This window comes from Paraburkholderia sp. CNPSo 3272, assembly GCF_024206495.1.
Taxonomy (GTDB): domain Bacteria; phylum Pseudomonadota; class Gammaproteobacteria; order Burkholderiales; family Burkholderiaceae; genus Paraburkholderia.
Genome location: NZ_JAMBPQ010000001.1, coordinates 145,879 through 170,752, shown reverse-complemented (window position 1 = coordinate 170,752; position 24,874 = coordinate 145,879). Strand labels below are relative to the sequence as shown.

Annotated in this window: 21 protein-coding genes; 14 read left to right on the top strand and 7 right to left on the bottom strand. The window is 66.4% G+C overall.

Annotated features, from left to right (window positions below):
• The first annotated feature begins 439 nt into the window (after positions 1–439).
• The 6 genes from M3I53_RS00745 (at position 440) to M3I53_RS00720 (ending at position 6,819) form a co-directional block, all read left to right on the top strand.
• Positions 440–1,678 (top strand): pyridoxal phosphate-dependent aminotransferase, encoded by a 1,239-nt coding sequence (locus tag M3I53_RS00745; RefSeq protein WP_069267526.1) that lies wholly within the window; start codon positions 440–442, stop codon positions 1,676–1,678.
• A gap of 49 nt (positions 1,679–1,727) precedes the next feature.
• Positions 1,728–3,059 carry a homoserine dehydrogenase gene (locus M3I53_RS00740; protein WP_254314082.1) on the top strand — a complete coding sequence of 444 codons (1,332 nt, stop codon included), beginning with the start codon at positions 1,728–1,730 and terminating at the stop codon, positions 3,057–3,059.
• A gap of 10 nt (positions 3,060–3,069) precedes the next feature.
• Positions 3,070–4,521: a threonine synthase gene (gene thrC / locus M3I53_RS00735; protein ID WP_254314081.1), complete on the top strand. Its 1,452-nt coding sequence runs from the start codon at positions 3,070–3,072 to the stop codon at positions 4,519–4,521.
• 241 nt (positions 4,522–4,762) lie between these two features.
• Positions 4,763–6,046: a gephyrin-like molybdotransferase Glp gene (gene glp, locus M3I53_RS00730; protein ID WP_254314080.1), complete on the top strand. Its 1,284-nt coding sequence runs from the start codon at positions 4,763–4,765 to the stop codon at positions 6,044–6,046.
• A gap of 13 nt (positions 6,047–6,059) precedes the next feature.
• Positions 6,060–6,317, top strand: a complete 258-nt coding sequence (gene moaD / locus M3I53_RS00725; protein ID WP_254314079.1) for a molybdopterin converting factor subunit 1 — start codon at positions 6,060–6,062, stop codon at positions 6,315–6,317.
• A gap of 19 nt (positions 6,318–6,336) precedes the next feature.
• A complete protein-coding gene (locus M3I53_RS00720) occupies positions 6,337–6,819 on the top strand; it encodes a molybdenum cofactor biosynthesis protein MoaE (RefSeq protein ID WP_254314078.1) in 483 nt (160 codons plus the stop codon).
• Between the two features lie 94 nt (positions 6,820–6,913).
• Here the strand turns inward: M3I53_RS00720 and M3I53_RS00715 are convergent, their stop codons facing one another.
• The gene (locus M3I53_RS00715; protein ID WP_254314077.1) at positions 6,914–7,474 is read right to left on the bottom strand and encodes a group III truncated hemoglobin; all 561 of its coding nucleotides are present in this window, start codon (positions 7,472–7,474) and stop codon (positions 6,914–6,916) included.
• Between the two features lie 208 nt (positions 7,475–7,682).
• Here M3I53_RS00715 and M3I53_RS00710 point away from each other — a divergent pair, with 208 nt between their 5' ends.
• Both M3I53_RS00710 and clpB read left to right on the top strand, forming a co-directional pair.
• The gene (locus M3I53_RS00710) at positions 7,683–8,183 is read left to right on the top strand and encodes an Rrf2 family transcriptional regulator (RefSeq protein WP_254314372.1); all 501 of its coding nucleotides are present in this window, start codon (positions 7,683–7,685) and stop codon (positions 8,181–8,183) included.
• Between the two features lie 253 nt (positions 8,184–8,436).
• Complete coding sequence (gene clpB, locus M3I53_RS00705) at positions 8,437–11,034, top strand: ATP-dependent chaperone ClpB (protein WP_254314076.1); 2,598 nt, start codon at positions 8,437–8,439, stop codon at positions 11,032–11,034.
• Between the two features lie 111 nt (positions 11,035–11,145).
• Here clpB and M3I53_RS00700 read toward each other — a convergent pair whose 3' ends face one another.
• The 3 genes from M3I53_RS00700 to M3I53_RS00690 all read right to left on the bottom strand — a co-directional run bounded on the left by M3I53_RS00700 (position 11,146) and on the right by M3I53_RS00690 (position 14,518).
• Positions 11,146–11,586 (bottom strand): YidB family protein, encoded by a 441-nt coding sequence (locus tag M3I53_RS00700; protein WP_254314075.1) that lies wholly within the window; start codon positions 11,584–11,586, stop codon positions 11,146–11,148.
• Between the two features lie 125 nt (positions 11,587–11,711).
• Positions 11,712–12,290: a helix-hairpin-helix domain-containing protein gene (locus M3I53_RS00695; protein WP_254314074.1), complete on the bottom strand. Its 579-nt coding sequence runs from the start codon at positions 12,288–12,290 to the stop codon at positions 11,712–11,714.
• 218 nt (positions 12,291–12,508) lie between these two features.
• The gene (locus M3I53_RS00690; protein ID WP_254314073.1) at positions 12,509–14,518 is read right to left on the bottom strand and encodes a sigma-54-dependent Fis family transcriptional regulator; all 2,010 of its coding nucleotides are present in this window, start codon (positions 14,516–14,518) and stop codon (positions 12,509–12,511) included.
• A gap of 402 nt (positions 14,519–14,920) precedes the next feature.
• On the opposite strand from M3I53_RS00690, the gene M3I53_RS00685 reads away from it, so the two are divergent.
• From M3I53_RS00685 to lipA, 6 genes are all read left to right on the top strand, one after another.
• Positions 14,921–16,063, top strand: a complete 1,143-nt coding sequence (locus M3I53_RS00685; RefSeq protein WP_302057508.1) for an NAD(+)/NADH kinase — start codon at positions 14,921–14,923, stop codon at positions 16,061–16,063.
• Between the two features lie 47 nt (positions 16,064–16,110).
• A complete protein-coding gene (locus tag M3I53_RS00680) occupies positions 16,111–16,887 on the top strand; it encodes an SDR family NAD(P)-dependent oxidoreductase (protein ID WP_254314071.1) in 777 nt (258 codons plus the stop codon).
• Positions 16,888–16,955: 68 nt separating this feature from the next.
• Complete coding sequence (locus tag M3I53_RS00675) at positions 16,956–17,933, top strand: thiamine pyrophosphate-dependent dehydrogenase E1 component subunit alpha (RefSeq protein WP_254314070.1); 978 nt, start codon at positions 16,956–16,958, stop codon at positions 17,931–17,933.
• 46 nt (positions 17,934–17,979) lie between these two features.
• Entirely contained in the window at positions 17,980–18,984 is a 1,005-nt protein-coding gene (locus M3I53_RS00670; protein ID WP_254314069.1) for an alpha-ketoacid dehydrogenase subunit beta, read from the top strand.
• A 4-nt stretch (positions 18,985–18,988) separates the two neighbouring features.
• Entirely contained in the window at positions 18,989–20,110 is a 1,122-nt protein-coding gene (locus M3I53_RS00665) for an acetoin dehydrogenase dihydrolipoyllysine-residue acetyltransferase subunit (RefSeq protein WP_254314068.1), read from the top strand.
• A 2-nt stretch (positions 20,111–20,112) separates the two neighbouring features.
• A complete protein-coding gene (gene lipA / locus M3I53_RS00660) occupies positions 20,113–21,117 on the top strand; it encodes a lipoyl synthase (RefSeq protein WP_254314067.1) in 1,005 nt (334 codons plus the stop codon).
• 37 nt (positions 21,118–21,154) lie between these two features.
• Here lipA and M3I53_RS00655 read toward each other — a convergent pair whose 3' ends face one another.
• The 3 genes from M3I53_RS00655 to M3I53_RS00645 all read right to left on the bottom strand — a co-directional run bounded on the left by M3I53_RS00655 (position 21,155) and on the right by M3I53_RS00645 (position 24,868).
• A complete protein-coding gene (locus M3I53_RS00655; protein ID WP_254314066.1) occupies positions 21,155–22,522 on the bottom strand; it encodes an MATE family efflux transporter in 1,368 nt (455 codons plus the stop codon).
• 7 nt (positions 22,523–22,529) lie between these two features.
• Positions 22,530–24,284, bottom strand: a complete 1,755-nt coding sequence (locus M3I53_RS00650; protein WP_254314065.1) for a glycosyltransferase family 39 protein — start codon at positions 24,282–24,284, stop codon at positions 22,530–22,532.
• A 320-nt stretch (positions 24,285–24,604) separates the two neighbouring features.
• Positions 24,605–24,868 (bottom strand): type B 50S ribosomal protein L31, encoded by a 264-nt coding sequence (locus tag M3I53_RS00645; protein ID WP_254314064.1) that lies wholly within the window; start codon positions 24,866–24,868, stop codon positions 24,605–24,607.
• Between the last annotated feature and the right edge of the window lie 6 nt (positions 24,869–24,874).

Sequence of the window (24,874 nt, the reverse complement as noted above, 5' to 3'; positions counted from 1 at the left end):
AGGCCGCCGATCACCCGCTTCGCGACCCGCCTCCTGGCCGATTGCGCATTGCGGAAGTTGGTCAAAATCCGCTAAATTATAGCTTTTTAGCCGCCGCTGCGGCGGCGCCCGCGGGTAGACCGCGCCGGCACGCCGCTACGCGCGCCATCCGCGCATCGGGCGAGGGCAGCCACAAGCTGCCGGGGCGGTGTTGGGTTCTCGGGTTGGCCAACGCAGTCTTCTCTTGCGAAGCGTCGCGCGTGCCCCCCGGCTCCCCATCGCAATCGTGCACGGCTTTTGTCCCGCCAGGGGCGCCCCTCCGGCTCCCTTGCATGTCCTGTCCGCCAAGGCGCCATCCGCCGGCCGGTCGACGGCATTTCAGCCTGTTCCAGCCCTTTTACCGCGTCTTACTCGCTTCTGACGCTCTGACCGCTTCTCTGACCGATACCGATAGCCCGCCGTGAAACCGATTCTCAAATCCAACAAGCTGCAGAACGTTTGCTACGACATCCGCGGGCCGGTGCTCGAGCACGCGAAGCGCCTCGAAGAAGAAGGCCATCGCATCATCAAGCTGAACATCGGCAATCTCGCGCCGTTCGGTTTCGACGCGCCCGACGAGGTCATTCAGGACATGATCCTGAACCTGCCGGGCTCCTCGGGGTATTCGGATTCGAAGGGCGTGTTCGCCGCGCGCAAGGCGATCATGCATTACGCTCAGCAAAAGGGCATCAAGGGCGTCGAGCTCGACGACATCTACATCGGTAACGGCGCGTCCGAACTGATCGTGATGGCCATGCAGGCGCTCCTGAACGACGGCGACGAAGTGCTGCTGCCCGCGCCCGACTATCCGCTGTGGACGGCGGCGGTGAGCCTCTCGGGCGGCACGCCCGTGCACTACATCTGCGACGAGTCGAACGCGTGGATGCCTGACCTCGACGACATCCGCTCGAAGATCACGCCGAACACGCGCGCGATCGTCGTCATCAACCCGAACAATCCGACCGGCGCGCTCTATTCGGACGACCTGCTGCGCGGGCTCGTGGCGATCGCGCGCGAGCACGGCCTGATCCTGTTCGCCGACGAGGTCTACGACAAGATCATTTACGACGGCAAGACGCACACCGCGCTCGGCTCGCTCTCGGAAGACGTGATCACCGTCACGCTCAACAGCCTGTCGAAGAGTTATCGCGCGTGCGGCTATCGCGCGGGCTGGATGTTCCTCTCGGGCATGACGGGGGAAAACCGCCGTCGCTCGAAGGACTACACGGAAGGTCTCGGTATTCTCGCCTCGATGCGCCTGTGCGCGAACGTGCCCGGCCAGTACGCGATCCAGACGGCGCTGGGCGGCTATCAGAGCATCAACGAGCTGATCCAGCCGGGCGGGCGCCTCTATCGCCAGCGCGAACTGGCGTACAACATGCTCACGGCCATCCCGGGCGTGACCTGCGTGAAGCCGGAGGCGGCGCTCTACATGTTCCCGCGCCTCGACCCGAAGCTCTATCCGATCGAGAACGACCAGCAGTTCATCCTCGATCTGCTCCTGCAGGAGCGCGTGCTGCTCGTGCAGGGCACGGGCTTCAACTGGAAGCAGCCGGACCACTTCCGCGTGGTGTTCCTGCCGAACGTCGACGACCTGACCGATTCGATCAACCGCATCGCGCGCTTCCTCGACGGTTATCGTCAGCGGCACGGCACCTGAGCCAGTCACACGCATCCCCTTTTCAAACACTTGGACGAACACACGCTGCATGGATCCGATCAAAGTAGGTCTCTTGGGCTTCGGCACGGTGGGCAGCGGCACCTTCACGGTACTGCGCCGCAACCAGGAAGAAATCAAACGCCGCGCGGGCCGCGGCATCGAGGTGGCGCGCATCGCCGTGCGCAACCCGGCCAAGGCCACGACGGCGCTCGGCAGTGAAGCCGGCAGCGTCGAGCTGACGACCGACTTCAACGCCGTGGTCGACGATCCCTCGATTTCGATCGTCGCCGAAATGATCGGCGGCACGACGCTCGCCAGGGATCTCGTGCTGCGCGCCATTGCCAGCGGCAAGCATGTCGTCACCGCGAACAAGGCGCTGCTGGCAGTGCACGGCACGGAGATCTTCGAAGCGGCGCGCGCCAAGGGCGTGATGGTCGCGTTCGAGGCGGCGGTGGCGGGCGGCATCCCCATCATCAAGGCGCTGCGCGAAGGCCTCACGGCTAACCGCATCCAGTACATCGCCGGCATCATCAACGGCACGACGAACTACATCCTCTCGGAAATGCGTGAGCGCGGGCTCGACTTCGCGACCGCATTGAAGGCCGCGCAGGAACTGGGCTACGCCGAAGCCGATCCGACCTTCGACATCGAAGGCGTGGACGCCGCGCACAAGGCTACGATCATGAGCGCGATCGCGTTCGGCGTGCCCGTGCAGTTCGACCGCGCCTACGTGGAAGGGATCAGCAAGCTCGACGCCATCGACATCAAGTACGCGGAAGAACTGGGCTATCGGATCAAGCTGCTCGGCATTGCGCGCCGCACCGACCGCGGCATCGAGCTGCGCACGCATCCCACGCTGATTCCGGCCAAGCGCCTGCTCGCCAACGTGGAAGGCGCAATGAACGCCGTGGTCGTGCATGGCGACGCGGTGGGAACGACGCTGTACTACGGCAAGGGCGCCGGCGCGGAGCCGACGGCATCCGCCGTGGTGGCCGATCTCGTCGATGTGACGCGTCTGCACACGGCCGACCCCGAGCACCGCGTGCCGCATCTGGCGTTCCAGCCGGACAGCCTCTCGAACACGCCGATCCTGCCGATCGACGAAGTCACGAGCGGCTACTACCTGCGCCTGCGCGTGGCGGACCAGACCGGCGTGATGGCGGCCATCACGCGCATCCTCGCGGACAGCGGCATCTCGATCGACGCGCTGCTGCAAAAGGAAGCGGAGCAGGTCGACGCGCAAGGCAAGGCGGAAACCGACATCATCCTGATCACGCACGAGACGATCGAGAAGAACGTCAACGCGGCGATCGCGCAGATCGAAAAGCTCGCGACGGTGAAGTCGCAGGTCACGAAGCTGCGTATGGAAGGACTGAACTAAGGCAAGGGCTATGAATTACGTATCTACGCGCGGCGCGGGCGCCGGCGAGCATCATTCGTTTTCCGACATCCTGCTGGGCGGCCTCGCGCGCGACGGCGGCCTGTATCTGCCGGCCGAGTATCCGCAGATCAGCAAGGAAGAACTGGCGCGCTGGCGCGGCTTGTCGTACGCGGATCTCGCGTTCGAGATCCTCTCGAAATTCGCCGGCGACATTCCGGCGGACGACCTGCGCGACATCACGCGCCGCACCTACACGGGCGAGACGTACCGCAACGTGCGCCATGGCGAAGATGCAAGCAAGATCACGCCGCTCACCACGCTCGGCGAGGAAAACGGCGCGCCGCTCTCGCTGCTCGAACTCTCGAACGGCCCGACGCTCGCGTTCAAGGACATGGCGATGCAGCTGCTCGGCAACCTGTTCGAGTACGCGCTCGCAAAGGCCGGCCAGGAGCTGAACATTCTCGGCGCGACGTCGGGCGACACCGGCAGCGCGGCGGAATACGCCATGCGCGGCAAGAAGGGCGTGCGCGTGTTCATGCTGTCGCCGCACAGGAAGATGAGCGCGTTCCAGACGGCGCAGATGTTCAGCCTGCAGGACCCGAACATCTTCAATCTGGCCGTGGAAGGCGTGTTCGACGACTGCCAGGACATCGTCAAGGCCGTTTCGAACGATCACGCATTCAAGGCGCAGCAGAAGATCGGCACGGTCAACTCGATCAACTGGGCGCGCGTCGTGGCCCAGGTCGTGTACTACTTCGCCGGCTATTTCGCGGCGACGAAGTCCAACGACGAGCGCGTCTCGTTCACGGTGCCCTCGGGCAACTTCGGCAACGTGTGCGCGGGCCATATCGCGCGCATGATGGGCCTGCCGATCGAAAAGCTCGTGGTCGCGACCAACGAGAACGACGTGCTCGACGAGTTCTTCCGCACCGGCATGTATCGCGTGCGCGGCTCGGCGGAAACGTATCACACGACGAGCCCGAGCATGGACATCTCGAAGGCGTCGAACTTCGAGCGCTTCGTCTACGACTTGCTGGGCCGCGATCCGGCGCGCGTGACGCAGTTGTTCCGCGACGTCGAGGAGAAGGGCGGCTTCGATCTCGTGGCGAGCGGCGACTTCGTGCGCGTGAAGCAGTTCGGCTTCGTTTCGGGCCGCAGCAGCCACGACGACCGCATCGCCACGATTCGCGACATCTACACGCGCTACCAGACGATGATCGACACCCATACGGCCGACGGCGTGAAGGTCGCCCGCGAACACCTGCAGCCCGGTGTGCCGATGATCGTGCTCGAAACCGCACAGCCGGTGAAGTTCGGCGAGACGATCCGCGAAGCGCTGGACCGTGAGCCGGAGCGTCCGGCCGCGTTCGAAGGCCTCGAGGCGCTGCCGCAGCGCTTCGAAGTCGTGCCTGCCGACGCCCAGCGCGTGAAGGACTATATCGCCGCTCACACGGCGGACTGATCGACGCAGCCGGGGCCGGATCCGCTCGCGGTCCCGGCGCGCCGACATCGCATCAGGTTTTACGCGGCGGCGGGTTGCCCGAACCCGCCCGCTGAATCACTTCAGCCGGGCCTGCACACTCGCAGGCATTGCGCGCCAGGGATATCCACGGCACAAGGCACAGCGCGCCGGTCGCGCCGCTACAATAACGGCAGACCAACCGCTGCTGGCGGCCCCGCCGCCCAAGTCCGAGACGACCTCGATGTCCACGCCTACGTCCCCGTCTTCCGCTGCGCCGGCGCCCGCGCCGCGCGCGCCGATGCTCTCCACCGCCGACGCCCTTGCCGCGCTGCTTGCCGCGGCGGAGCCGCTCGCCGGCATCGAAACGATTTCGACGTTCGACGCGCTGAACCGCGTGCTCGCCGCAGACGTCGTCTCGCCGCTCGACGTGCCGCCGATGCATACGAGCGCAATGGACGGCTACGCGGTTCGCGTGGCCGATCTGGCGCAAGGCAGCCGCCATCTGCCGGTTTCGCAGCGCATCCCCGCGGGCCACGCGCCACAACCGCTCACGGCGGGCACGGCGGCGCGCATCTTCACGGGCGCGACGGTGCCGCCGGGCGCAGACGCCGTGGTGATGCAGGAGCAGACCGAGGCCGCGGAAGGCGCCGTCACCTTTCTGCATGCGCCCAAGGCGGGCGAATGGATCACGGCGCAGGGCGCCGATATCCGCAAGAACACGGTGATCCTGCCGGCGGGCACACGCCTCACGCCGGCGGCGCTCGGGCTCGCGGCGTCGGTCGGATGCGCCACGCTCACCGTCGTGCGCCGCGTGAAGGTGGCGGTGTTCTTCACCGGCGACGAACTGACGATGCCGGGCGAGCCGCTCAGGCCCGGCGCGATCTATAACTCGAACCGCTTCACGCTCACGGGCCTCTTGCGCAATCTCGGCTGCGAAGTCACCGACTACGGCATCGTGCCGGACCAGCTCGAGCTCACGCGCGCGACGCTGCGCGAGGCGGCTGCCGCCCACGACCTCATCCTCACCTCGGGCGGGGTCTCGGTCGGGGAGGAGGATCACGTGCGGCCGGCCGTCGAGGCCGAAGGGCGCATCAACTTGTGGCAGATCGCCATGAAGCCGGGCAAGCCGCTGGCGTTCGGCGCGGTGCGCCGGGCGCAGGGGGCGGCGGACGCGGAAACCGGCGAGGCGTTTTTCATCGGGCTGCCGGGCAACCCGGTGTCGAGTTTCGTCACCTTTCTTTTGTTCGTGCGCCCGTTCCTGCTGCGCCTCGCGGGCGCGACCCACGTGAGCCCGCGCGCGCTCTCGCTGCGCGCCGATTTCACCCAGGCGAAGAGCGACCGCCGCAACGAATTCCTGCGCGCGCGCGTCAACCCGGCTGGCGGTCTCGACCTGTTCCCGAACCAGAGTTCGGCGGTACTCACCTCCACGGTCTGGGGCGACGGTCTCATCGACAATCCGCCCAATCATGCGATCAGCGCGGGCGAGACCGTGCGCTTTATTCCGTTCACCGAATTGCTGTACTGAAAAGCCTCGAGCGATGAAGATCCAGTTGAAATTTTTTGCGAGTGTGCGCGAGGCGCTAGGCGTCGCGGACGAAACGGTCACGCTGCCGGACGGCATCGCGACGGTCGGCGACGTGCGCGGCTGGCTGCGTGCGCGCGGCGGAGTGTGGGCCGAGACGCTGGCGGAAGGCCGCGCGCTGCGCATGGCCTGCAATCACGTGATGACGGACCCCCGCACGCGTATCACCGAGGGCTGCGAAGTGGCGTTTTTCCCGCCGGTGACGGGCGGCTGAGCGCCACAGGAGACTCACGATGCCCGTGCGCGTACAAACGGAAGATTTCGACCTCACCACCGAGGTGGCGCAGTTGCGCGCGCGTAATCCGGCGATCGGCGCGGTGGCCTGCTTCGTCGGCACGGTGCGCGATCTGAACGACGGCAGCACAATCGCCTCGCTCGAACTCGAGCACTACCCCGGCATGACCGAGAAGGCGCTGGAAGCGATTGCCGGGCAGGCGCAGCGGCGCTGGCCGGGAATCGAGGTGCTAATCGTGCACCGGGTGGGCAAGCTCGCGCCGCTCGACCAGATCGTGCTGGTCGCGACCACGTCGAAGCATCGAGGCGACGCGTTCGCGTCATGCGAGTTCGTCATGGACTATCTCAAGACCGAGGCGCCGTTCTGGAAGAAGGAAGAGACGGAGCAGGGCGCGCGCTGGGTCGATGCGCGCGAGAGTGACGATACGGCGCTGGCGCGCTGGGGTGTGGCGTCGGGGAATGCTTCGCCGGAATCCAGCTAGGCTCTTGGGGGACTGAGGGGACGGATTTAGCTCGTCCATCCCTATCTAACGCAACTAACCGCCTAGTCCGCCACCGCGCTGAAGGCAGATACGGTCACTCTGCCGGCGTGCTTTCGTCGACATCCATCTGGCGGCCAACGAAACGGGCTGGAAACGGCTCGCCGGTCGGCCGCGTGGGCAAGTCATGGCCGTGCCCAGCGGGGCGCCTGCGAGGCGCTACGCGATCCAGAAGTGCCTGTTGCTCGGGCGGAATCGTGTAATCCCAGCCAAAGCGGCTCAGTTGCAGGCTTTGCGCAATGCGCAGCGCGGGTTCCATGAACTGCACGGCCGCCGCGGGCTCGTAGCGATCCTGCACCGTATCGAGGAAAAGGTAGAGCCAGCGGCTGAAATGCTGCGGCTCGACGCCGGGCACCGGATCGTGTGCCTGCTGCACATTGCCGCGGTAGCTTTTGGTGCCGAGCACGAGGCTCGACCAGAAGCGGCACATCTTGGGCAGATGTTCGTCCCAACGCCCGGCGAGCACGCCGTCGAACACCGAGCCGAGCATGGAGTCGTCGCGCACCCGGTCGTAGAACGCGTAGACGAGTTCCCGGATGTTCTCTTCAGTTGGCTGAGCTTGCAGCGCGGCAGCGGGGCGGGTGTCGGGGCGGGTCATTTGGGGCCTGGTGATGCGTGGAGCGCCTGGAGTGTATTCGGCGGCGGGGCGCCGGTACGATGCGGCAATGGGCCGCATGCAAGCTGCCAGGGACTGCGAAGCGTCCATCGAAGTGGCAATCATACCCAGTCCGGGCAAAACCTGCATGGTACCTGCATGTTATTGTATGGTTTCTGTCACCCGCACCACCCCTGTCATTGCGACCGCCATGAGACTGACCGACTACACCGACTATTCGTTGCGCGTGATGCTTTATCTCGCGCTGCGTCGCGACAGCTTGGCCACGATCCAGGAGATCTCGGACGCCTACGGCGTGTCGAAGAATCATCTGATGAAAGTCGTGCAGCGCCTGGGCGAGCTTGGCTGGGTCGATACCGTTCGCGGCCGCAATGGGGGCTTGCGGCTCGCACCGGCGTCGCTCGATCTCAGCGTCGGCGCGGTGGTCCGTGAGACCGAGAGCGACTTCTCGCTCGTCGGCTGCTTTCCGGACGAGCATGGCGACCGGCGCAGCTGTGTCATCGAGCCGCAGTGCCGGCTCAAGCACGCGCTGGCGGCGGCGCGCGATGCGTTTCTGGCGGAACTTGACCGCCATACGATCGGCGAGTTGGCGCAGCCGGCAGGCGAATTGATCGGCCTGCTCGGCCTGGCACCGATCCAGGTCATGCCGCGCGCGCAGGCGGCTCTCTCCGCGTCTTCGCGCGAGCATTAAAGGGCGCGTCAGCGTCACCTTTTCGTTTTTCTTCTCCTTCGTGCCGTGGCGCTTAGCCGTGGCGCGCTGCCTCTCGCGCTGCGGCCGCCCGCATACTTTCCCTGTTTCTACCGCCTGGGCAGGAACTGGTGGCGACGGACGCTGACCGCGCCTGAATCACAAAAATCGGAAAAAATGACGCCAGAGCGCTTGAAACCGGCGCGTCCCCCCTCAAATTTGGTGACAGTCTAGAAATCTGGAGGTCTCGCATCAAATGAGAATCGACAAACTCACCACCAAGTTCCAGGAAGCCATCGCCGACGCGCAGAGCCTCGCGGTGGGCCACGAGAACCAGTATATCGAGCCCGTTCACCTGCTGGCTGCGCTCGTCGCGCAGCAGGACGGCTCGGCGCGCTCGCTCATGTCGCGTGCGGGCGTGCAGGTCCAGGCGCTGCAGAACGCGCTGAATGACGCCATCAGCCGCTTGCCGCAGGTGCAGGGCACCGACGGCAATGTGCAGATCGGCCGCGAGCTCACGGGTCTGCTCAATCAGGCCGACAAGGAAGCGCAGAAGCTCAACGACACGTATATCGCGAGCGAGATGTTCCTGCTCGCCGTTTCCGAGGACAAGGGCGAAGCGGGTCGTCTCGCTCGCCAGCACGGCCTGACGCGCAAGGCGCTCGAAGCCGCGATCGTCGCGGTCCGCGGCGGCGCGCAGGTGCACAGCCAGGACGCCGAGAGCCAGCGTGAAGCGCTCAAGAAGTACACCGTCGATCTGACCGAACGCGCGCGTTCGGGCAAGCTCGACCCCGTGATCGGCCGCGACGACGAAATCCGCCGTTCGATCCAGATCCTGCAACGCCGCACCAAGAACAATCCGGTGCTGATCGGCGAGCCGGGCGTGGGCAAGACGGCCATCGTCGAAGGCCTCGCGCAGCGCATCGTCAACGGCGAAGTGCCCGAAACGCTCAAGGGCAAGCGCGTGCTTTCGCTCGACATGGCCGCACTGCTCGCGGGCGCGAAGTATCGCGGCGAGTTCGAGGAGCGCCTGAAGGCCGTGCTCAACGACATCGCCAAGGACGAAGGCCAGACCATCGTCTTCATCGACGAAATTCACACGATGGTCGGCGCGGGCAAGGCCGAAGGCGCGCTGGACGCGGGCAACATGCTCAAGCCGGCGCTGTCGCGCGGCGAGCTGCACTGCATCGGCGCGACGACGCTCGACGAATATCGCAAGTACATCGAAAAGGACGCCGCGCTCGAACGCCGCTTCCAGAAAGTGCTCGTCGATGAACCGTCGGTCGAGGCGACCATCGCGATCCTGCGCGGCCTGAAGGAGAAGTACGAACTGCACCACGGCGTGGAAATCACCGACCCGGCGATCGTCGCGGCGGCGGAGCTGTCTCATCGCTACATCACCGACCGTTTCCTGCCGGACAAGGCCATCGACCTGATCGACGAAGCGGCTTCGAAGATCAAGATGGAAATCGATTCGAAGCCCGAAGCAATGGACAAGCTCGATCGCCGCTTGATCCAGCTGAAGATCGAGCGCGAGGCCGTCAAGAAGGAGAAGGACGAAGCGTCGCAAAAGCGTCTGCAGCTGATCGAGGAAGAGATCGACCGGCTGAGCCTCGAATATAAGGACCTCGAAGAGATCTGGACCACCGAGAAGGCCGCGGTGCAGGGCGGCGCGCAGATCAAGGAAGAGATCGACCGCGTGCGTGCGGATATCAATCGCTTCCAGCGCGAAGGCAAGCTCGAGAAGGTGGCGGAACTGCAGTACGGCAAGTTGCCGGAACTCGAGGCGCAACTCAAGCAGGTGACGCTCGCCGAGGCGAACGAGCAGAACAACCCCACGCGTTTGCGCCTGCTGCGCACGCTCGTGGGCGCCGAGGAAATCGCGGAGGTCGTGTCGCGTTCGACCGGCATTCCCGTTTCGCGCATGATGCAGGGCGAGCGCGAAAAGCTGCTGCAGATCGAAGAGAAGCTGCACGAACGCGTGGTGGGCCAGGACGAAGCCATTACCGCCGTTGCCGACGCGATTCGCCGCTCGCGCGCCGGTCTCTCGGACCCGAACCGGCCGTACGGCTCGTTCCTGTTCCTCGGGCCGACGGGTGTGGGCAAGACCGAGCTTTGCAAGGCGCTGGCGGGCTTCCTGTTCGATTCGGAAGATCACCTCATCCGCATCGACATGAGCGAGTTCATGGAGAAGCACAGCGTGGCGCGTTTGATCGGCGCGCCGCCGGGATACGTGGGCTACGAAGAGGGCGGCTATCTGACCGAGGCCGTGCGTCGCAAGCCGTATAGCGTGATCCTGCTCGACGAAGTCGAAAAGGCCCACCCGGACGTGTTCAACGTGCTGCTGCAGGTGCTCGACGACGGCCGCATGACCGATGGTCAAGGTCGAACCGTCGACTTCAAGAACACCGTGATCGTGATGACGTCGAACCTCGGTTCGCATCTCATTCAGGCGATGGCGGGCGAGCCGCAGGAAGCCGTGAAGGACGCCGTGTGGAACGAAGTGAAGCAGCAGTTCCGCCCCGAGTTCCTGAACCGGATCGACGAGGTCGTGGTGTTCCATGCGCTCGATCGCTCGAATATCGAGTCGATTGCGAAGATCCAGCTGCAGCGTCTGCGCGAGCGTCTGGAGAAGTTGGACATGGAACTCATGGTGTCGGACGAGGCGCTGGGCCAGATCGCCAAGGTCGGCTACGACCCGCTGTTCGGCGCACGGCCGCTCAAGCGCGCGATTCAGCAGGAGATCGAGAACCCGGTCGCCAAGCTGATCCTCGCGGGCAAGTTCGGACCGAAGGATGTGATTCCGGTCGGCGTGCACGACGGCAAGTTCGTGTTCGAGCGCGTGGTGCACTAACGCGAGTAGCAAACCTCAGTTGAGACGCGTGCCGGAAGGCGCGCACTGAGCCGAAACGAAAAGGGCAGCGGAGTGATCCGCTGCCCTTTTTTCATTTCTGCCGAGAAGCGCTTAGGCCTGCTTGTTGCCGCCGCCAAACAGCGACGCCAGCCCGCCAAGCGTGCCGAGCACGCTTTCGGTGTTGATCTGGCCGCCTTGCGGCACTTCGCCGTTCGGCGTGCCCACGTTGACCACGTGCGGCAGCACCTGGGCGAGCAGCCCGCTCACCTGGTCAGGCTGCATGCCGACCTTCTGCGCGAGGCCCGAGACGGCGTCCGAGCCGAGCACGTTGTGCAGTTGATCCGCAGAAACAGGCTGGTTCTCGCCGTTGCCGACCCACGACTGCACGATGTCGCCGAGGCCGCCTTGCTGGAACTTCTCGATAAGGCCATTCAGCCCGCCGGGCTGGTTGTTGACGAACTCCATCGCCGCGGCGAGGAGCTGGGCCTGGCCGCCGCCTTGCTGTTGCGACTGCGAACCGAGCAGGGAACCGAGGGTATCTAGCAGACTCATGACGATCTCTCTGGGTGATGGCAGCGCCGGGAGACGCGGCCGGTAAGTCGGACGGCGCACGCGAAGGCGGCGCCGCGTTTTCGAGGTCCGGCGCCCGGATTGCGCGCGCCGGACGATGGCGGCAATCAGGCGCCGGAAGCGGCCGCGGCGGAAGCGGCCTTGTCCTTCTTCGACTTTCTGGGCTGTTTGCCCTTCGTATCGGACGCCGCTGCAGCGGAGCCCGCTTGGGGCGCGCTCGCAGCGGCGGCCGTCTTGTCCTTCTTGCTCTTGTGCTTCGACTTGCTCGCGGCCGTGTCCGAGGCGGCTTGCGCCGTAGTCGCGGCCGCCGGCGTCTGCGCCGTCATCGGATTGGCCGTGGTCGCAGCGGGCGCGGCGCTCGTGGCAGCGGCGCTCTTGCCGCTCTTCGCGCTAGCCGTCTTGCCCGCCGGCGGCGCCGAGGAGCCGTTGATCGTGAGCCCGGCCGCCTCGAGGTTCTGCACCGACTTCGGGCCGATGCCCTTGACGCGGTTCACGAGGTCGTCGGCGTCCTTGAACGGGCCGTTCTTCGTGCGCTCGTCGATGATCGCCTTGGCGTGGACGGGGCCGATGCCCTTGACCGATTCGAGCGCGGTTTCGTCGGCGGTGTTCACTTCCACGGCTGCGGCGAGCACGGCGGACAGCGACAGGCCGATCGCGAGGAACAGCATCAGCAGCTTCTTGAGCATGGCAATCACTCCATTGAGGGCATTTCAGTTAGCCGGGAACGGACGACGCATCCAGCGGAGGGGGCTGCGGTACAAGAATAGGCCAGATGGCGTATCCGTGGCTCGCGAGCGCTCGATTTATACCGGTCGAGGTGTGGCAAGTAAATCGCGCCGCACAATATTTAATACTTCTGTGCAATCTGGCGACGCGAAACGCGGGGTTGTCAGTGCAATCCGGCTCAAACGCGATGAGGCCCGACGATGGCGAGCTTCGCCATGCGCCGGTAGAGCGTCGCGCGCGAGATGCCTAGCGCCTGCGCGGCGGCGTTTGGACGCCAGCGGTGCGCCGTGAGCGCCGCGACGATGCGTGCGCGCTCGTCATCGTCGGAGAGCGGCGACGTCGGCGCAATGCCGGCTGGGCAGCCGCACGCGGCGGGCGCAGCGAGTTCCGGCAGGCGCGCCGCGAGGTCGGCGCTCAGGTGCCGCGCTTCGACCAGCACGGTGTCGCATACGGCGCATGCGTAGCGCATCGCATTGCGCAGCTGCCGCAGGTTGCCGGGCCACGCGAACTTCGCGAGCCGCGCCGCGAGCGTGGCGTCGAGTGCGAGCGGCCGGCCGGCGGCCTGCGCTTCTTCCGCGAAGACCGTGTCGATGAGCATGGCGATGTCGCGCCGCTCGCGCAGCGGCGGCAGCGTGAGCACCGCGCCGCTCAGGCGATAGTAGAGATCGTCGCGGAATGCGCCCGCGCCGGCCATCTGCGCGAGGTCCCGATGCGTTGCGCAGACCACGTCGATGTCGACGCGCACTGGCGTTTCGCTCCCGAGCGGCAGGACTTCGCCCTCGGCCAGCACGCGCAACAGGCGGGTCTGCAGCGCGAGCGGCATGTCGCCGATCTCGTCGAGAAAGAGCGTGCCGCCATCCGCCATCGCGATCTTGCCGCGCGCACCGTGGCGGCGCGCACCCGTGAACGCGCCCGGCGCATAGCCGAACAGCTCGCTCTCGATCAGCGACTCGGGCAGCGCCCCGCAATTGACCGCGATGAACGGGCGATTGCGTCGTGCGCTCGCGTCGTGAATGGCGCGTGCGAACACTTCCTTGCCGGCGCCGGTTTCGCCGAGCAGCAGGATCGGCAGGCGCTTGCCCGCCACGCGCTGCGCGATGCGCGCGTTCTCGGCCACCCGCGGGTCGGCGCTGCGCAGGAAGGGGCCGAGCGCGCTGCGATCGTATTTGTGCGCGTCGGCGGCGTCGCGCCGCAGCGGCATGGCGCCGTGCGCCGCGCTGCCGCCGCTGTGGCCGCTGCGTAAGCTGTGTCCGCCGTAACCGTTCGCCCCGAGCGGAGCGCGAATGCGCGCATACAGCATCGAGCCGTTCGCACGCAGTCGCAGCGCCGCGATGGTTTCGATGCGCCCGATGTCGCGCAACTGCACGTGCGACGAATCGAAGATCTCGTCGATATGACGCGGGCCGTCCAGGCACGGCATGCATTCGCGCGCGCGCCGGTTTGCGGCGACCACGTTGCCGTTTTCGTCGAAGGCGATCAGCAGTTCGGGCTGCGCTTCCACGTAATTGCGATTCTGGTGACCGAAGAGTATCCAGCACGACGCGAGGCGATGCAGGAAATAGCCGTCTTCGATGAGCGCGGCGCTCTGGCGTACGAGCTGGTTGACGATGCGCTGGCTCTCGCGATTGTCGGGCGACTGCACGGCCGATGCATCGAGTACGCCGATCAGCTCGCCGCCCGGCGCGAAAATCGGCGCGGCGCTGCACGTGAGCGTGGTGAACGCGGCGCGGAAATGGTCGGTCTTGTGCACCGTAATGGGCGCGAGATCGGTCAGCACATTCGCGATGCCGCAGGTGCCTTCCTCGCTCTCGGACCAGCACGAGCCGATATAGAGCCCCGCGTGCTTGAAGTCGTTGCGGCGCTCGCGGTCGAGGCGGTAGTCGATCGTCACGCCGTGCGCGTCGGTCAGCATCACGCAGTAATCGGCCTCGCGCACCATGTCGTGCAGCCGCGTGAGGCATTGCCCCGAGGCGCGCAGAAAGGACTCCTCGCGATCGCGGATCTCGCGCAGCTCGGCGGCGCTCAGCACGCGCGGGCCGATCACGGAACCGGGGTCGAGTTGATAGCGCTCGAACGAGCGCTGCCACGACGAGACGAGGCGCGGCGATTCGGACGGCGCGGGCAGCCGGCCTTCTACGGCGCCACGCACGCGCTCGGCGTGCCGGGTAGACGCAAGGGCGTAGGGCATGAGCGGTTCCAGACGACGGCTCGCGGTGAGCGTCGGGGTAACGTCAGGTTACGTCGGACCGGAAAGCGTTCGGCGGGAGTCTTTTGTAGCACATCCTTTGCGCGCGATCACACCGCAGCGCAGCATGCGAGACGGCTGAGACGATCGTCTCAGCGCGTCGTATCGCGCATTCCAGCGCGGTGGCCAGAGGTGCCCAGTCGCCGCTCAGGCAGGCCACGCGGGGCTGTACGCGTTTCCCTTCGCGCGGGCGGCTCTTGGTCCGATAGGCGCATCGCTCACGCGAGACGACGGCTGAGACGCCACGCGCGACGCAACGCGTACTGGCGTCATGGCGTCCAATTGCCTCGGAGCCCCGCCACGCGGCCTTCTGCGCGGACGCGACGCGTCGTCGACGTCATTGGCATGACGCTTGCAGAGTCTGCTGGCAAAAGCGGCGCACGGCCATTTACGGTGCGACGCCATCAGGAGACAAGACCCGTGACGACGCCCGTGACCATAGGCGTGATCGCGAACCCCGCATCGGGCCGCGACATCCGCCGTCTCACTTCGCATGCATCCGTCTTTCCCACGGCCGAGAAGGCGAATATGGTCGTGCGCCTGCTCGCGGGTCTCGGCGCGCTCGGCGTGGCGCGCGTGCTGACGTTGCGCGACAACACCGGCGTAGCCGCGCTGCTCCTGCGCGCGATCGAGACGCACGCGGCGATTGCTGCGCATGAGCCCTGGCCCGAGGTCGTGTTCGTCGATCTGCCGGTGAGCGAAAGCGTTGCCGATACGCACGCCGGCGTCGCTCACATGGTGCGTGAGGAAGTCGCGCTGATCGCGGTGCTGGGCGGCGACGGCACCCATCGCGCCGTCGCGGCGCATTGCGGGGCGACGCCGCTGCTCGCGCTCTCGACCGGCACCAACAACGCCTTTCCCGAACTGCGCGAAGCCACCGTCGCAGGCCTCGCGGGCGCGCTCGTCGCGACTGGCGCGGTGCCGGCCGAGTCGGCGCTCTCGCGCAACAAGCGGCTCGTCGCGCGCTGCGTGGAAGGGCCGTCGCGCGGGCGCGAAGAAGTTGCGCTCGTCGATATTTGCGTGGCACGTCAACCGTTCATCGGCGCGCGCGCGATCTCCGAAAGTTCGGATATCGAATCACTTTTTCTGACCTTCGCGCCGCCCGACGGCATCGGTCTGTCGTCGATCGGCGGGGCTTGGGCGCCGGTCGGGCGCGATGCGGCGCACGGACTGCACATGACGTTCGCTCAGCCGGGTGCGCCCGAGGTCAGCGGCGCCGGCGTGCCGTTGCTCGCGCCGATTGCGCCGGGCCGCGTCGAGCGCGTGACGATGCGCACCTGCCAGCGCCTCGAAGTCGGCGTGGCGCTGCCGCTCGAGGCGGACCACGGCACGCTCGCGTTCGACGGCGAGCGCGAGATCGAACCGGCGCGCGGCGACCGCTATGAAGTGACGCTCGACTGGCACGGTCCGCTGACCGTCGATGTTGCGCGCACGCTGCGTTATGCGGCGTCGCATCAGTTGTTGCGCGAGGCCGCCGCGCGCGCATAGCGACCGGCTTGCTTCCCCCACGCATAACCGAAACAAGGAGACATCGCATGGACACTCCCTTGAAAGGCCAGGTCGCGATCGTGACCGGCGGCGCGCGCGGCATCGGCCGCGGCATTGCGCTCACGCTCGCGCAGGCCGGCGCGGACGTGCTGCTCGCGGATCTGCTCGAAGAACCCCTTACAGCGACTGCGGATGAAATACGGGCGCTGGGCAGACGCGCTGCGTTTGCCAAGGTCGACGTCACCCAGGCCGTTCAGCTCGAAGGGATGGTCTCGCAGGCGCTTTCGGAGTTCGGTGGCTTCGATATTCTCGTGAATTGCGCCGGCGTGATTTCCATTAATACGGTATCCGAATTAACGGAGCGGGACTGGGACTTCGTTATGGGCGTCAACGCGAAAGGCGTGTTCCTCGCCTGCAAGGCTGCACTGCCGCATTTCCGTACGCAAAAGCGCGGGCGGATCATCAACGTCGCTTCGATCGCGGGCAAGGAAGGGTTCCCGAATCTCGCGCACTACAGCGCCTCGAAATTCGCGGTGGTCGGCTTCACCAACGCACTCGCCAAGGAGGTCGCGCGCGAGGGCATCACCGTGAATGCGATTTGCCCCGGCATCGTGCGCACGTATATGTGGGACCGGCTCTCGGACGAATGGAAAACAGAAGGCGAGAGCGTCGAAGAGTCCTGGCAGCGCCATCAGCTCACGCTGATCCCGCAGGGCCGCGCGCAAACGCCGGAGGACATGGGCCGGCTCGCCCTGTTCTTCGCGACGATGGACAACGTCACGGGCCAGTCGGTGAACGTCGACGGCGGTTTCACTTTTCACTAGGAGCAGTGGCATTTCCCGCAGCAGGCTTGAACCAGAGCGGTCCAGCGTCGTACATCCAGGAGACAACCATGTCAGTTCAGTTGAACAAGGAGCAGTTGCTCACCGCGTATCGCTCGATGCGCACGATTCGCGAGTTCGAGGAACGCTTGCACGTCGAGTTCGCGACCGGCGAAATTCCAGGCTTCGTGCACCTGTACGCGGGCGAGGAGGCCTCCGCGGTCGGCACGATGAGCCACCTGAACGATACCGACTATGTCGCCACGACGCACCGCGGCCACGGGCACTGCATCGCCAAGGGCGTGGACGTGCGCGAGATGATGGCCGAGATCTATGGCCGGGCCACGGGTTCGTGCCGGGGCAAGGGCGGCTCGATGCACATCGCCGATCTGTCGAAGGGCATGCTCGGCGCAAATGGCATCGTCGGCGCAGGCGGTCCGCTCACGTGCGGCGCCGCGCTCGCCGCCAGGCAGAAGAAGACGGGCGGCGTGGGCGTGTGCTTCTTCGGTGACGGCGCGTCGAACCAGGGCGTGATCTTCGAGTCGATGAATCTCGCCTCCGTGTGGCGCTTGCCGGTGGTCTTCGTCGCGGAAAACAACGGCTACGCCGAGGCGACGTCTTCCACATGGTCGGTCGCGGCCGACAACATCGCCGACCGCGCGAACGGCTTCGGCATGCCGGGCGTGATCGTCGACGGCTTCGACTTTTTCGCCGTACACGAGGCGCTGGGCGAAGCCATTGCACGCGCACGCAGCGGCGGCGGCCCGACGCTCGTGGAGATGAAACTCTCGCGCTATTTCGGCCACTTCGAAGGCGACGCGCAAACCTACCGCGCCCCTGGCGAAGTGCAGAAGCTGCGCGAAGAAAAAGACTGTCTCAAGCGCTTCGAAGAGCGCGTGGTGCGCGCTGAACTCGCGAGCAGCCACGATTTGCGCAAGGTGGACACCGAAGTGAAGCAGCTGATCGACGATGCCGTGGCGCAGGCCAAGGCCGCGCCGCTGCCGCCGGCCGAAGCGCTGCTCACGGACGTGTACGTGTCGTACCCCTGAGCGCTGCGCACTCAGGTCATCAGGATTCCAGATCAAGGAGACGGAAATGGCACGGAAAATCACCTATTCGCAGGCCATCAACGAAGCGCTTGCCCAGGAGATGGCGCGCGACGAGAGCGTGATCGTGATGGGCGAGGACAACGCGGGCGGTGCGGGCGCGCCTGGCGAGCAGGACGCGTGGGGCGGCGTGCTCGGCGTGACGAAGGGCCTTTACGGCAAGTTCCCCGGGCGCGTGCTCGATACACCGCTCTCGGAAGGCGGCTTTATCGGCACGGCGGTGGGCGCGGCGGCGTGTGGCATGCGGCCGGTAGCGGAGCTGATGTTCATCGATTTCATGGGCGTGTGCTTCGACCAGATCTTCAACCAGGCGGCGAAGTTCCGCTACATGTTCGGCGGCAAGGCGGTCACGCCGGTCGTGATTCGCACCATGTATGGCGCGGGCTTGCGCGCGGCGGCGCAGCACTCGCAGATGCTCACCTCGCTCTTCACGCATATTCCCGGGCTGAAAGTCGTGTGCCCGGCCACGCCCTATGACGCCAAGGGCCTCATGATCGAGGCGATTCGCGATAACGACCCCGTGATCTTCTGCGAGCACAAGCTGCTCTACACCATGGAAGGCGACGTTCCGGAGGAATCCTATTCGATTCCGTTCGGCGAGGCCAACATCGTGCGCGATGGCGACGACGTTACGATCGTCACGTATGGACGCATGGTGCACTACGCGCTCGACGCTGCGCAGAAGCTCGCGAAAGACGGCATCGAGGCGGATGTGATCGACCTGCGCACCACCTCGCCGCTCGACGAGGAAACGATCCTCGAAAGCGCGCGCCGCACGGGCCGGGTCGTGGTCGTCGACGAAGCCAACCCGCGCTGCTCGATAGCGACCGACATTGCCGCACTCGTTGGCCAGAAGGCGTTCAAGGCGCTCAAGGCCCCGGTCGGCATGGTCACCGCGCCGCATACGCCGGTGCCGTTCGCGGCCTCGCTCGAAGACCTCTACATCCCGTCGGCGGAGAAGATCGCCGAAGCCGCGCGCGCAGCAAGGAGCTGAAGTCATGCCGATCCATATGATCACGATGCCCAAATGGGGCCTGTCGATGGAGCAGGGCCAGGTGAACGGCTGGCTCAAGTCGCCCGGGGACAAGGTCACCAAGGGCGATGAGTTGCTCGACGTGGAGTCCGACAAGATCGCGTCGGGCGTCGAGTGCGCGTTCGAGGGCGTGTTGCGGCGGCAGATCGCGCAGGAAGGCGACACGCTGCCCGTCGGCGCGCTGCTCGGTGTGGTCGCCGATGCCGAAGCGGCCGACGCGGATATCGACGCCGCGGTGGCCGAGTTCCAGCGCGACTTCGTGCCGGCGCAGGCGGGCGACGCCGACGCGGGACCGCAGCCGGAAAAGTCGCAGATTGGCGGGCGGACCGTGCGCTACCTGAAACAGGGCGAAGGCGAGGGCGTGCCGGTCGTGCTGATCCACGGCTTTGGCGGCGATCTCAACAACTGGCTCTTCAACCACACCGATCTCGCGGCAGAGCGCACCGTTTGGGCGCTCGATTTGCCGGGTCACGGCGAGTCGGGCAAGGCGGTCGAGAGCGGGAGCCTCGACGAGATTGCGCAAAGCGTGATCGCGTTCCTCGATGCACAGAAGATCGATCGTGCGCATCTCGTCGGGCATTCGCTGGGCGGTGCGGTGGCCATGGCGGTGGCTGAGCAGGCGCCCGCGCGCGTGGCTTCCCTTGCGCTGATTTCGAGTGCGGGCCTCGGCAGCGAGATCGATGGGGCGTATATCGAGGGCTTCGTCGCGGCGGGCAATCGCAATGCGCTCAAGCCGCACGTGACGAAGCTGTTCGCCGATCCCGCGCTGGTCACGCGTCAACTCGTCGAGGACCTCGTGAAGTACAAGCGGCTCGAAGGCGTGCAGGCCGCGCTCGGCAAGATTGCGGGCCAGGCGTTCGAAGGCGGCGCGCAGCGGCGCGTGTTCCGCGAGCGTGTGGCATCGCTCGCGCCGCGCGCGCTCGTGATTTGGGGTGAGGCCGACCAGATCATTCCGGCGCGCCATGCGCAGGGTTTGCCGTCGCAGGTGCGCGTGGAGGTGATTGCGGGCAAGGGGCATATGGTGCAAATGGAGGCGGCGCAGGAGGTCAATCGCCTGCTCAAGGCCTTTTTCGACGAAGGAGCCTGAGCATGGAGGCCGCCACGTCTGGAGTGTCCCGTTCGTCGAGTACGGCGCTGGGCCAGGAGGGCCTGCGCAGCCGCGAGAAGCTCGCGCGGATTCCGGTCAAGATCGTGCCGCCTGCCAGCGCCGACGCGGTCTTGCCGAAGCCGCCCTGGCTGCGTGCGCGTCCGCTCATGAGCGAGACGGTAGCGGGCCTGGCGGCCGTATTGCGCGAGCATCGGCTTCATTCGGTTTGCGAAGAAGCGATGTGCCCGAACATCGGCGAATGCTTTGCCCAGCGCACCGCGACCTTCATGATCATGGGTGGGCTGTGCACGCGGCGCTGTCCGTTCTGCGATGTCGCTCACGGGCGGCCTGCGCCGCTCGACGAGGACGAGTCCGCGCACCTTGCGGCAGCGGTCGCGGCGCTGGGCTTGCGTCACGTCGTCATCACCTCGGTCGATCGCGACGACCTGCGCGACGGCGGCGCGTCGCACTTCGCGCGTTGCATTGCGCAGGTACGCGAGCGCGTGCCGGGGATCGGCGTCGAGGTGCTGACGCCCGATTTCCGCGGCCGCATCGGGCGCGCGCTCGAGGCGCTTTCGCACGCGTGGCCCGACGTGTTCAATCACAACATCGAGACGGTGCCCTCGCTGTATCGCGCGGCGCGGCCGGGCGCAGACTATCGCGGCTCGCTCGACCTGCTTGCGCGGGCGAAAGCGGCGAACGGTGCGCTCGTCACGAAGTCGGGGCTGATGGTGGGTCTGGGCGAAACCGATGAGGAGTTGCTCGCGACGATGCGAGAGCTTCGCGAGCATCGCGTAGAAGTGCTGACGATCGGGCAGTATCTCGCGCCGTCGCGCTTTCATCTTCCGGTCAAGCGCTATGTACATCCCGACGGATTCGCCGCGTTGCGCGCGGCGGGGCTGGCAATGGGATTTAGCGAGGTGGTGGCCGGCCCGCTGGTCCGCTCGTCGTACCACGCGGCGCAGACCGTGGAGGCGGCGCGGCAGGCCGAGGCGGGGGATCTGTAGTTGCAACTAACCGCCTAGCGTCTCCAATGCCACCGGGCTAGGCGCGTGCTCGCACGAAGCGCGTACTCACCCGCGAGAGATAAAACAGCAGTCCAGCACCGGCAATCAGGAGGCTTGTCATGTTGGCGAGCCAGAACCCGCGCGCGCCCGTCGCCCAGGCAGGCATCGTGCCGGTCACGTCGAAGCCCAGCGCGTAGCCGCCGCCGAGGCCCACGCCCCAGAGCGCAAGCGCATAGATGATGGTCGGCACGACCGCGACCCGGTAGGCGCGCAACGCGAAGGCGGTGGTGATCTGCAGGGCGTCGAACACGTGATAGCAGGTGACGATGGCGACGAGGGGCATGGCCGCGACCGCGACGGCGGGGTCCGGCGTATAGCCGCCGATGATGAGCGGCCGCAGCACGAACACGATCGCGCCGTAGCAGCAGGCAATTGCCACGGCCGTCGCCACGCCGTGCCGCGCGAGGGTGCGCGCTTCGGCCGGGCGATTGCCGCCCAGCGCCTGAGCGACTAGCGTCGAGGTGGCCACCCCAATCGAAAGCGGCGTCATATAGAGCACGGCGCCGATGTTGCCGGCGATCTGATGTCCGGCGAGCGTGGTCGTGCCCATGCGCGCGATGAAGATCGCCATGAACGTGTACGACGTCACTTCGATGAGGTACGAAAGCCCCATCGGAATGCCGAGCTTGAGCAGTTCGGACTGACGTTTCCACTCGGGCCAGCAGAAGTGCCTGAAGATTTCGAACGGCGCGAACACGTCCACACGCGTGAGCGCGACGGCCGCGCACAAGGCGAGCGCCCAGTTGATCGAGGTGCTCGCGAGCGCGCAGCCCGGGCCGCCGAGCGCCGGCACGCCGAGGCCGCCGAAGATGAGCCACGTGTTGAGCGGCACCTTTAGCACGAGCGCGCCGACCTGCAGGAACATCACGAGGCGCGGGCGCCCCACGGCATTGGCGAGCGAGCTGTAGATACGAAAGGCCAGTGCCGCGGGCAGCCCGAACGAGAGCAGCCGCAGATAACCGACGGTGCGCTCGCGCAGCGCCTCGGGCGCGTGCGCGAGGTCGAGCAGCGGGCCGGGAAAGTAGAGGATCGCGAAGCCGATCACCATCAGCAAGAGCGCGAGCCAGAACGCCTGGCGCACTTCGAGGCCGATTTCCGTGTCCTTGCGCGCGCCATAGAGCTGCGCCGCAACGGGCTGCAGCGCGCTGAGAATGCCCGTGAGGGCGATATAGACCGAGATGTAGATCGACGAACCCAGGCCGAGCGCGGCGAGATCGAGCGCCGAGTAGCGGCCGACCATCGCGGTGTCGATCACGCCGAACGCGATGATCGCGAGCTGCCCGACCAGCACAGGCCACGCGAGCGCGGCGATGCGCCGCACGTCGCCCGCGAACGTCGTCGTCACCGCGGCCTCAGTCCGGACGCTTGCGCCAGACATGTTTCTTGAGCGGCGGCGTCGGACGGTCGATGCGCACGTACAGGCGGAAGCGCTCGTCGCGGTCGGCGGCTCGGCGGCCTTCCCACACGAGCTTCCACACGTAATCCGGCATCGAGCTCGGCTCGCCGTAGTCCTGCCTGTCCTGGCGCAGGATCACGTCGCAGTCCTCGTTGAACGCGAAGTGCATCCTGCCGAAGTACGCGAAGGTGGCGATCTGCGCGTCGCCGAGGCGTACGGGTGAGATGCACTGATAGTCGGCGGGCAGGTGCGCGGCGATCTGCTCGGCCACGTCCTTGTAGGTCCGGCTGTAGTTGACGACCGGCAGCCAAAGCGTCATAAGCAGCACCCACATGAGCGTGGTGCCGCCGCTCGAGAGCACGACGCTGCGCCACAGCACCTTCGGATGGCGCGCCACGCGCCAGCGCACGAGCAGCATCCAGCACACGGTGACGGCCACCGCGCACACGAACGAGAGAACCTTGAACTCTGGCACGAAGCCGGGTGCGAGGCGCGCGAGGTTGCGCGCGAGCGGCGCCGGGAAACCGGTCATGCCTGCGAGCCACACGAGCCACACAAAGGTGCTGAGAATCGTGAAGCTCAGCACCGCGAACCAGTCGATTGCGTTGATCGCGCCGCGCTTGAGCGTGGGCAGCGCGAAGGTCGCGAGCACCGCCAGGGCGGGCAGCACGAGCATGAAGAGCCGGTTCGATTCGTGGCTCTGCACGACCACAAGGATGAGCAGCGGCACGATCACCGACAGCGGAATCGCGATGTGCGGTTTGCGGCGCAGTCCCGCCCAGCTCACGAAGGCCCAGATCGCGAGGGGCCACGCGGGCCAGGTGAAGAGCGGCAGGTTCTTGGCGGCGTAGCGCAGCACGTAGCCAGGGGGGCCTGCGAAGGCGTTGACGTTGGTGTGCGCCCACTGGTTGAGGAACCAGACGGCGTCGTCGGGATACAGGTGCAGCGCCAGCAGCGGCCATGGGGCCGAGACCACGAGCGCCACGGGCAGGCCCGCCACGAGCAGCCAGCGCGAGCGCGTTTCGGGGGCGATGGCGAGCATGGCGAGCGTGCCGATGAGGAGGGCCCCCACGAGCACCGGGCCGCTCGAGAGCATCACGATGCCGAGCGCGAGGCCCCACCAGAGGGCGCCCTGGACCGGCTTGTCGATGGCGCGCACGACGCCGTACAGCAGCATGGCGATGCCCACGAACTGCATGAGCTGCGGCGTGGTTTCGTGGCCGCGCTCGGCGAGGCCGAAACAGCCCAGCAGAACGAGCAGGGCGCCGTCGCCGAGGGTGCGGCCGTAGTCGCGCGGCTCGGGCTCGCCGCCGAACGCGTACTTGAACGGCTGCACTTCGGGGCGGCGGCCCAGCAGATACGCGCTGTACCAGACGAACGCGCACGCGAGACAGAACAGTACGCCCGTGGCGATGCGCGAGGCGTTGCTGGCGTCGACCCACGGCGCGAACAGACGGATGCAGGCGGCGCCGAGCCAGTAGCCGAGCGGACCGTTCTCGGTCACGTACTTGCCGACGAGATTGGGCAGCAGCCAGTCGTGCGAGGTGCCTCCCGCCATTGTCCACATCACGCCGAAGCCGGCCGCATCCTCGTTCTTCCACGGGTCGCGGCCAAAGAGGCCGAACGCCGCGAAGACGATACAGATGGTCAGCAGCAGCCAGCGCGGCAGGGCGCTGGTGGCGGAGGCGGTCAGTCGAATGGCTGGCTTCATGCAGTACGAAGGGAGACGGATAAACCGGGCGTGTTCGAACGGGTGGTTCACACGCGCAGGTCAAGCGGCCATGCGCGGCAGACGGCACACCCGGCCGTCACCCGCGGCGCAATCCGGCATTCTAGCCGGGCCGGCGACCGCGCGTCACGGCGTTAGCCGCGGGGTAATCCACGGAAACATCTAAAAGGGGCGGTAACTCGCACCGGTCCGGCCGCCCGGGCTGCGCAACGGTGGCGCAGGCAACAAAAAAGGGCAGCGTACGCTGCCCTTTTTGTGCACGTTCAATGCGGGACCGGCCAGCAGCCGGTGCGGCGAGGCGCTTACTTGCCGGCCTTGCCCGAGGCGCGTGCGCCGAACTTCTTGTTGAACTTCTCGACGCGGCCTGCCGTGTCCATGATCTTTTGCGTGCCCGTGTAGAACGGATGCGATTCCGACGACACTTCGATCTTGGCGAGCGGGTAGGTCTGGCCGTTGAATTCGGCGGTTTCGCGCGTCTGGATGGTCGAGCGGGTCACGAACTTGAAGTCGTTCGAAACGTCGATGAACAGGACTTCGCGGTAATTCGGGTGAATGCCTTCTTTCATGATTGT

Coding starts and splice junctions, on each gene's coding strand:
- M3I53_RS00740 (WP_254314082.1), top strand. CDS start 1,728: ATGGATCCGATCAAAGTAGGTCTCTTGGGCTTCGGCACGGTGGGCAGC.
- thrC (WP_254314081.1), top strand. CDS start 3,070: ATGAATTACGTATCTACGCGCGGCGCGGGCGCCGGCGAGCATCATTCG.
- glp (WP_254314080.1), top strand. CDS start 4,763: ATGTCCACGCCTACGTCCCCGTCTTCCGCTGCGCCGGCGCCCGCGCCG.
- moaD (WP_254314079.1), top strand. CDS start 6,060: ATGAAGATCCAGTTGAAATTTTTTGCGAGTGTGCGCGAGGCGCTAGGC.
- M3I53_RS00720 (WP_254314078.1), top strand. CDS start 6,337: ATGCCCGTGCGCGTACAAACGGAAGATTTCGACCTCACCACCGAGGTG.
- M3I53_RS00715 (WP_254314077.1), bottom strand. CDS start 7,474: ATGACCCGCCCCGACACCCGCCCCGCTGCCGCGCTGCAAGCTCAGCCA.
- M3I53_RS00710 (WP_254314372.1), top strand. CDS start 7,683: ATGAGACTGACCGACTACACCGACTATTCGTTGCGCGTGATGCTTTAT.
- clpB (WP_254314076.1), top strand. CDS start 8,437: ATGAGAATCGACAAACTCACCACCAAGTTCCAGGAAGCCATCGCCGAC.
- M3I53_RS00700 (WP_254314075.1), bottom strand. CDS start 11,586: ATGAGTCTGCTAGATACCCTCGGTTCCCTGCTCGGTTCGCAGTCGCAA.
- M3I53_RS00695 (WP_254314074.1), bottom strand. CDS start 12,290: ATGCTCAAGAAGCTGCTGATGCTGTTCCTCGCGATCGGCCTGTCGCTG.
- M3I53_RS00690 (WP_254314073.1), bottom strand. CDS start 14,518: ATGCCCTACGCCCTTGCGTCTACCCGGCACGCCGAGCGCGTGCGTGGC.
- M3I53_RS00685 (WP_302057508.1), top strand. CDS start 14,921: ATGACGCTTGCAGAGTCTGCTGGCAAAAGCGGCGCACGGCCATTTACG.
- M3I53_RS00680 (WP_254314071.1), top strand. CDS start 16,111: ATGGACACTCCCTTGAAAGGCCAGGTCGCGATCGTGACCGGCGGCGCG.
- M3I53_RS00675 (WP_254314070.1), top strand. CDS start 16,956: ATGTCAGTTCAGTTGAACAAGGAGCAGTTGCTCACCGCGTATCGCTCG.
- M3I53_RS00670 (WP_254314069.1), top strand. CDS start 17,980: ATGGCACGGAAAATCACCTATTCGCAGGCCATCAACGAAGCGCTTGCC.
- M3I53_RS00665 (WP_254314068.1), top strand. CDS start 18,989: ATGCCGATCCATATGATCACGATGCCCAAATGGGGCCTGTCGATGGAG.
- lipA (WP_254314067.1), top strand. CDS start 20,113: ATGGAGGCCGCCACGTCTGGAGTGTCCCGTTCGTCGAGTACGGCGCTG.
- M3I53_RS00650 (WP_254314065.1), bottom strand. CDS start 24,284: ATGAAGCCAGCCATTCGACTGACCGCCTCCGCCACCAGCGCCCTGCCG.
- M3I53_RS00645 (WP_254314064.1), bottom strand. CDS start 24,868: ATGAAAGAAGGCATTCACCCGAATTACCGCGAAGTCCTGTTCATCGAC.